This window comes from bacterium (assembly GCA_035528375.1).
In the GTDB taxonomy this organism is placed as follows: Bacteria; RBG-13-66-14; RBG-13-66-14; order RBG-13-66-14; family RBG-13-66-14; genus RBG-13-66-14.
The window spans coordinates 1-6,931 of record DATKYS010000142.1; the positions used below are offsets into that span (position 1 = coordinate 1).

Consider the following 6,931-nt stretch of genomic DNA (forward strand, 5'->3'; position numbering starts at 1 on the left):
GACGGGGCTAGGGGTGAGGGTCGTGGGTGGGAACATAAGAGCGGCGGCCCGCAGAGGGGCCGCCCTACATCATCGCAAGTCTGGGTGAGGGATAAAACGCGGCGGGGAAAGGATTCCCCGCCCTACGTTACATATCGGTCGTCAACCTCGTAGGGGCCGACCTTCAGATCGGCCCGCGGCCCCCTCTCCCCGTGGGAGAGGGATTAGGGGTGAGGGCTACCATTGAAAAAACGGGCCGACCTGAACGGCGCGCCGTCGGTCGGCCCCTACATCATCGCAAACCGCTCGGCCCAGGTCGGTTATTTACAACAGGTAAACGCCGGGCTCACGCGCCCGACTTCGCCAGGCGCTCCTCCCGGTCGTGGATGACGAGCGCCTCGATGACCCCCTCCAGCTCCCCCTCCATCACCCGGTCCAGGGAATAGAGCGTGAGGCCCACGCGGTGGTCGGTGAGCCGGTTCTGGGGAAAGTTGTAGGTGCGGATGCGCTCGCTCCTATCTCCGGTACCGACCATGAGGCGTCTCTCGGCGTCGCGCTCGGCGTCGGCCTCCCGGCGCTGGAGGTCGTAGAGCCGCGCCGCCAACACCCGTAGCGCCTTGGCCTTGTTCTTGTGCTGAGATTTCTCGTCCTGGCAGCTCACCGTGAGCCCCGTGGGCAGGTGGGTGAGGCGCACGGCGGAGTCGGTGGTGTTGACCGACTGCCCCCCCGGCCCCGAGGAGCGGAAGACGTCCACCCGCAGGTCCTCGGGCTTGATGTTGACCTCGACCACCTCGGCCTCGGGCAGGACGGCCACGGAGACGGCCGAGGTGTGGATGCGCCCCGCCGATTCGGTGACCGGCACCCGCTGGACGCGGTGGACGCCGCCCTCGAACTTCAGCCGTCCGTAGGCCCCCTTGCCCTCCACGGCGAAGGTTATTTCGCGGTAGCCGCCGACCTCGGTGGGGTTGGAGTCCATGACTTCAATCTTCCAGCCCCGGCGCTCGGCGTAGCGGGAGTACAGGCGGAAGAGGTCGCCGGCGAAGAGGGAGGCCTCGTCGCCGCCGGTCCCGGCGCGGATTTCCACGATGGCCTTGCGCTCCTCCGCCTCGTCCTTGGGCAGGAGGAGGATCTTGATCCTCTCCTCCAGCTCCGCCAGCTCTTCCCGCAGCCCGTCGAGCTCCGTTTCGGCCAGCTCCACCAGCTCGGGATCCTCGTCGGCGGAGATGACGCCCTCGTCATCGGCAATCTGCCGGACGAGGTCGCTGTAGCGGGGGTATAGGTCGGCGATGGGCTGTAGCTGGGCCTGCTCGCGGCCGAGTTGGGCCGCCCGGCGGCGGTCGGAGTACACGTGCGGGTCGGCGAGCTCTTTGGAGAGCTCGTCGTAGCGCGCCATGAGCCTGTCGAGTTTTTCGAGCATAGTATTATCCAAGCAAGTTTACGAAAAACAGGGGCCAATAACCCCTGCTTTATCTCAAAAAGCGGAGTATGTCATAAATTATCAGCGGTTCGGCGACGCAACTCTTTCTCATCTGGGGTTATACCACGGTCTATATACTCATATTTATACAGTTGTGTCTGAATTTTAGCCGTTTCAGCCAAGTCTTTAGTAGCTTTAGCGGTTTTAGAGGCGGCACGTGCCGAAAATACGGCGGCGACAGCAGCACATATTGCAGTGGCTAGACCAAGCCAATCCGCAAATTCCATGATTACTTGCTCTCAGTATTCTTCAGAATATCTTTCGAAAGTTTTTCGAAGAAATCAGCCAAATCCTTCCGGCCTTCGGCATCAAGGTCCGGGTTATACATCACGAAGAAAGCCACCTTCCCATCATCCGTCCCTTTGTAGGCAAAGAACGTACCGGTGAGGGTTAAATCCAATCCGGGAACGAACGACTGTTCACCGTGCGGATTGATAATCACTGAGCTTACTAGATGTTCACGTGTTTTCGTGGACATGGTTCCTTCACCTTTCCATCCAGTTTAATTCTTAAAAGGAGTATAGCATAGATTTATCTGTATTGAACAAAATTCAAAAGTGTGAAGAACGTAAAGATTGCAGGGCGATTATACCACCCCGCGCCCCCTCGGAAGATTTTTCGCTAATAGAACCGGAACGCCACGCCCAGGGTGTAGGTGCCCTTGAGGGTAGGCGGGTTCTCGTCCAGGAGCGCCGCCTCGACCCGGCCGTTCGCCTCGGGGTGGTCGGCGTACTCGTCGCCGGGCTCCATGAGATGCCACAAGTCCTCCAGCTTCAGGCGGGCTCGGGAGTCCGCGGGCTGGTACTCCACGCCGGTGAAGGCGCCGTCCACCACGGCGACCAGGAGCGCCCCCCAGCCGGTGACGGCCAGCGCCCGGTCTGTGACGACCTCGTCCCAGGCCTCGCGCACGGCGGGTCCCCGGCCGCGCAGGTACTGCGCCGCGGCGTAGAGCTCCCGTTCGTCCACGTACCACTCGCAGGATTCTATCCAGGCCACCGCCCCGGGGTCGTGGACTTGCTCGGGCTCGAACCAGGGGACCTGTTCCTCGAAGTGCGGGTGGTCCTCGATTAGCGAGCGGACGAATCCCACGTACCCGGGGTCGGCCCCGGCGAAGGGCGACAGAATCACCATGTACGGGTCCGCGGCGTACACTATGCGCCCGGCGTCCCAGAGGCAACCCCCCGGCGCGCTATCCACCAGACCGGAGTGGCTGACCACGAGGTCCAGGCCGTAGTCCGGCCCGCCGATATAGAAGGTGAGGTGGGTGAGGGTGCAGGCGGTGAGCGTCAGCGCCAGCGCGGCGACCACAATCCCGGCTAAAACGGTGAGAACTCGGCGCATCGCCTGTACCCCTTACTCGAACTTGACCGCGTAGCCCAGGGTGAAGGTGCCCTCCACGATGGGCGAGATACCGTCGGCCGTGAGCCACTCGGCGATGCCGTTCGCCTCGGGGTGGTCGCTGTACTCCTCATCGGGGCCGATGACGCCCCACTCCCGGAGCTGTGAGTTCGGGGAGTAGTCGTAGGGCTGGTACTCGGCGCCCGTCAGCGTCCCGTCCTCGATTTCCACGAAGAGCGCGCCCCAGCCGGTGAGCGCCAGTCCACGGTCGGAGACGAAGCCCAGCCAGCCCTCCCGGACGAGCCCCGCCTTGGCGCGCAGGTACTGGGCCATCCGCAGGATGCTCTCGGGAGATATGGCGGGCTCGGCCCGCACCACCCAGACCACGGCGCCGGGGTCGTGGACCGCCTCCAGCTCCACCGCCTCCATCGTCTCGTAGATATCGCCGAACTCGGTCAGGCGGGACTCGGCGGCCGAAATCACCTCCGCGTCGGCGTGGGGCAGGGGAATCAAGAGTATCTCGTTGCAGCAGCCCTCGAAGGGGATGAACTCCCGCGTCCACAGTACCCCGCCGGGCCAGCCGCAGACGAACTTGCCGTCGCGGTAGACGAGGTCCAGCCCCGAGTCCGGGCCGCCGACGTACACCTCGTACTCGTCGGCCAGAATCGCGGCGGGGAGGACGAGAAGGACGATGAAAAGGGCCAACCGGACGTGCATATAACTCCTCGAAGGTCAGGGAATCGCCGAGCGCGACTCCTCGGATTGCGCCATGCGGTCGGGGGCGGTCTCCCCGGGTTTCTCCTCCTCGACGGGCGGCGGGGGAATCTCCGGCAGCGGCCGCAGTTCCCGGGAACCGGCGGTGAGGAACCCGGCCCCCTCCCCGCGGCGCAGGTACAGGTGGACGCGGAAGACGTCGCGCCCGGAAGAAGGCCAGTCCCACTCCTGCATCCGGGAGAGCATCTGCGTCGCCAGCGCCTCGTCGCCGGTGGTGTTGTCCTCCAGCGAGAGGAAGAGGAGCACCCCGGACTCGGTGGTCAGGTTGGCGGTGATGATCCCGGAGGAGAGGGGGTCGGCGTGGAGCCTGGCGGCGTGGATGCCTGTCAGCTCGGCGGCGTGCTCCTGCATCAGGCGGTCCACGCCCGTGAGCATCTGGGGGCTCATCCCGCCGTGGGTGCGCAGGGGCTCGATTTCCCAGACGATGGGCCGGGCGCGGACCTCGTCGGCGGGCGGCGCCGACTCCGGCCCCGGGACCTCGAAGCGCAGCTCGGGGAGGAAGCTCACCGGCTCCGAGGGGCCGCCCTCGCAGGAGAGGCTCAGGGCGGCGGCGAACAGAAGCGGCGGGAGAAGTCTCATGGTCGGGGGCCAATCCCCCATGTGGAAGCCTATTGTATAATCACGCAGTGACGGCTGACAATCCCAAAAATTCCAGCGTGTTACCGCCGCCAAACACGGAGGTCCCCACCCTGCGGAGGGTGCTCATCGCGCCTTTCGTCGGGGTGATTTGGCTCTACCGGCGTTTCATCTCGCCGCTCTTCCCACCCACGTGCCGCTTCGAACCCACCTGCAGCGAGTACGCCGTGCTGGCACTGAGGAAATACGGACTGTTGAAGGGGCTGGGGAAGGCGATCTGGCGGGTGCTGCGGTGCAACCCGTGGGGGGGATCGGGCTACGACCCGCCGTGAGCCGGCACTTTGCATACGCGGGGCGGGGGCGGGGCGTCCCGTTTTTTTCGTTCAATTCACGCCGGGCACGCTCCGTGGTTTGCGACGACGTAGGGGCCGACCTTTAGGCCCGCGGGCGACCGTGGAGGACTCGTCCTACCGGTCGCCCCTACGTCAAATCGTCATTGTCCATAAATGTAGGGCGGGGAACCGAGCGAAGCGAGCTATGCGAAGCAAATCCTTTCCCCGCCGCTTTGTTAATCGCGGCGGCCCGCAGAGGGGCCGCCCTACATCTTAGGTATTCGTAGGGCGGAGAACCGAGCGAAGCGAGCTATGCGAAGCAAATCCTTTCCCCGCCGCTTGCGATGACGTAGGGGCCGACCGACGGCGCGCCGTTCAGGTCGGCCCTTTTTTTAATAAGGCAGCCCTCACCCTAACCCTCTCCCACAGGGAGAGGGAAACTGCGGGCCGCCGCTATCACGTTCCCTACTCCAACCCTCACCCCGCGCCGGCTAATCTCCACCGCCGCCCATCAGGATGTCCTCGGCCTGCTCGATGTCCATGAGCTCGCCGACCTCGGCGGGCGGCTTGGATGTGCTGTCGGCGCCGGCGATGATGGTCACCACCCTGTCCTTGGGCACGTAGAACTCGCGGCTTATGAGCCCGCCCTGGGTGGCCACCTTCAGCTTGTGCTCGCCCGACAGGAGCTGGAGCCTGCCCTTGGGCAGCTTGCCGATGTAGATATCGTCAATCCAGACGTCGGCGCCCTCCGGGCCCACCAGGTTCAGCCAGCCGTAGGTGGACACGTTGAGCTCCACCTCGAAGGAGACGATGTCGCCCTCGCCGGGGGTGAACTCGGTTTCCAGGGTGTTGTACTCGTACTTCTCGAAGCGGAGTGTGTAGGACCGGCCGCGCTGGAGGCGGGTCTTCAGGGGGGTGTTGCCGAAGCGGCGGTCGTTGATAAAGACGGTGGCCTCGGTCGGGCGGCTGATGATGTTTATGATGACCTCGTTCTCGGCCACGGTGTACTCCGACCCGGCAATGATCTGGTTCTCGTCCCCCTCGTTGTTCTGCAGCTCGAACCAGTTGATGGTGGCGATGGTCCCCCAGACGAGGGCGCCGAGCCCCAGCGCGCCCAGGAAAATCCCCACCACGAGCCGCTTCCGGTAGCGCCACTTCTCCCCCGGGCCCAGAACCTCCTTTTCCCCCCGCAGCCGCCGGTCCTTCTCCTCGGCGTAGATGACGCGCAGGCCCGCGTCCATCTCGTTCGCCAGCTCCGAGGTCGTCTGGTAGCGATCCTCCGGGTTCTTCTCCAGGCACTTGAGCATTATCTTCTCGAGCCACTCGGGGATGTCCGAGTTGAGCATCCGGGGCGGGATGGGCGGCTCGTTTATCTGCTTGAAGGCGACGGCTATCTTCTTGTCGGCGGTGAAGGGCAGGCGCCGGGTGAAGAGCTTGTACATGAGGATGCCCATGGAGTAGATGTCGGAGCGGGCGTCCACGTTGTGCCCCTGGCACTGCTCCGGGCTCATGTACTCCGGCGTGCCGATGGCCGTGTTCTCCTGGATGGCGGCCGTCTTGGCGATGCCGAAGTCCAGAAGGGTGACGTGGCCGTCGGATCCGATGAGCACGTTGCCCGGCTTCACGTCGCAGTGGACCACCCCCCGCGAGTGGGCGAACCCGAGCGCCCGGACGAGCTGGATGACGTACTGAAGGCCGTCCTTGGTGGAGACGGCCGATTTGGCGATCAGGTGCTCCAGGCTCTCGCCCGCGAGGAGGTTCATCACGAAGTAGCTGCGCCCGGCGTCGGTGCCCACGTCGTGGATCATGACGATGTTGGGGTGCTCGAGCTCGGCGGCGCGGTGGGCCTCGGCCAGGAACCGCTCGGCGTACCCCGGACGCTGGGAAAGCCGCGAGGGCAGGACCTTGACGGCCACGTTGCGCTTCAGGTTCTCGTCGTAGGCCTCGTAGACGATGCCCATCCCGCCGATGCCGATCCGCCGGCGGATTTTGTACTTGCCGATGTACTCGGGGATTCCGTCGGCGTCGAGCTTCTCCATGGGCGACGTCTGGATCTGCACCTGCGCGATGGGCTGGCCGCAGTTGTGGCAGAAGTCCGCGTTCTCGTCCACCCGGGAGCCGCAGTGGAAGCAGTACATCCACACTCCGAAGAAGGCGAATCAAACTGATAGTACGTCCACGAGCGCCCCGTGGCAAGGGTCGCCCGGTAATAAAACGCGCCGGTCGGACGGCGCGTTCCCAAGAGGACGGGGGGAATTGCGTATAAATCCCCCACCCTATATTTACGGACAACGGCAATTTGACGTAGGGCCGACCGTCCACGGTCGCCCGCATCCGCAGTTGCCGGACGTAGCTTCCCCCTCTCCCTTTAAGGGAGAGGCTCGCCGACGGGCTAGGGTGAGGGGTGGGGCGGTTTCCCTCTCCCTGTGGGAGAGGGACTAAGGGTGAGGGCTAC

At 64.5% G+C, this 6,931-nt stretch carries 8 protein-coding genes; 1 reads left to right on the plus strand and 7 read right to left on the minus strand.

Annotation, left to right across the window (positions count from 1 at the left end; genetic code table 11):
- Positions 1-325: 325 nt before the first annotated feature.
- The 6 genes from prfA to VM054_11980 all read right to left on the minus strand — a co-directional run bounded on the left by prfA (position 326) and on the right by VM054_11980 (position 4,147).
- A complete protein-coding gene (gene prfA / locus VM054_11955) occupies positions 326-1,396 on the minus strand; it encodes a peptide chain release factor 1 (protein HUT99772.1) in 1,071 nt (356 codons plus the stop codon).
- A 71-nt stretch (positions 1,397-1,467) separates the two neighbouring features.
- The gene (locus tag VM054_11960; protein ID HUT99773.1) at positions 1,468-1,683 is read right to left on the minus strand and encodes a hypothetical protein; all 216 of its coding nucleotides are present in this window, start codon (positions 1,681-1,683) and stop codon (positions 1,468-1,470) included.
- Positions 1,684-1,685: 2 nt separating this feature from the next.
- Positions 1,686-1,934 carry a hypothetical protein gene (locus VM054_11965; protein HUT99774.1) on the minus strand — a complete coding sequence of 83 codons (249 nt, stop codon included), beginning with the start codon at positions 1,932-1,934 and terminating at the stop codon, positions 1,686-1,688.
- Positions 1,935-2,077: 143 nt separating this feature from the next.
- Entirely contained in the window at positions 2,078-2,797 is a 720-nt protein-coding gene (locus tag VM054_11970) for a hypothetical protein (protein ID HUT99775.1), read from the minus strand.
- A 12-nt stretch (positions 2,798-2,809) separates the two neighbouring features.
- A complete protein-coding gene (locus VM054_11975; GenBank protein ID HUT99776.1) occupies positions 2,810-3,511 on the minus strand; it encodes a hypothetical protein in 702 nt (233 codons plus the stop codon).
- A 15-nt stretch (positions 3,512-3,526) separates the two neighbouring features.
- On the minus strand, positions 3,527-4,147 hold the full coding sequence (locus tag VM054_11980) for a hypothetical protein (GenBank protein ID HUT99777.1): 621 nt from the start codon (positions 4,145-4,147) through the stop codon (positions 3,527-3,529).
- 119 nt (positions 4,148-4,266) lie between these two features.
- Between VM054_11980 and yidD the strand changes: the two genes are divergently transcribed.
- Complete coding sequence (gene yidD / locus VM054_11985) at positions 4,267-4,476, plus strand: membrane protein insertion efficiency factor YidD (protein HUT99778.1); 210 nt, start codon at positions 4,267-4,269, stop codon at positions 4,474-4,476.
- 491 nt (positions 4,477-4,967) lie between these two features.
- Here yidD and VM054_11990 read toward each other — a convergent pair whose 3' ends face one another.
- Complete coding sequence (locus tag VM054_11990) at positions 4,968-6,614, minus strand: protein kinase (GenBank protein ID HUT99779.1); 1,647 nt, start codon at positions 6,612-6,614, stop codon at positions 4,968-4,970.
- Positions 6,615-6,931 lie beyond the last annotated feature (317 nt).

What these genes read in the sequence shown, in the direction of transcription:
- prfA (HUT99772.1), bottom strand. Translation starts at nt 1,396, where the DNA reads ATGCTCGAAAAACTCGACAGGCTCATGGCGCGCTACGACGAGCTCTCC.
- VM054_11960 (HUT99773.1), bottom strand. Translation starts at nt 1,683, where the DNA reads ATGGAATTTGCGGATTGGCTTGGTCTAGCCACTGCAATATGTGCTGCT.
- VM054_11965 (HUT99774.1), bottom strand. Translation starts at nt 1,934, where the DNA reads ATGTCCACGAAAACACGTGAACATCTAGTAAGCTCAGTGATTATCAAT.
- VM054_11970 (HUT99775.1), bottom strand. Translation starts at nt 2,797, where the DNA reads ATGCGCCGAGTTCTCACCGTTTTAGCCGGGATTGTGGTCGCCGCGCTG.
- VM054_11975 (HUT99776.1), bottom strand. Translation starts at nt 3,511, where the DNA reads ATGCACGTCCGGTTGGCCCTTTTCATCGTCCTTCTCGTCCTCCCCGCC.
- VM054_11980 (HUT99777.1), bottom strand. Translation starts at nt 4,147, where the DNA reads ATGAGACTTCTCCCGCCGCTTCTGTTCGCCGCCGCCCTGAGCCTCTCC.
- VM054_11990 (HUT99779.1), bottom strand. Translation starts at nt 6,614, where the DNA reads ATGTACTGCTTCCACTGCGGCTCCCGGGTGGACGAGAACGCGGACTTC.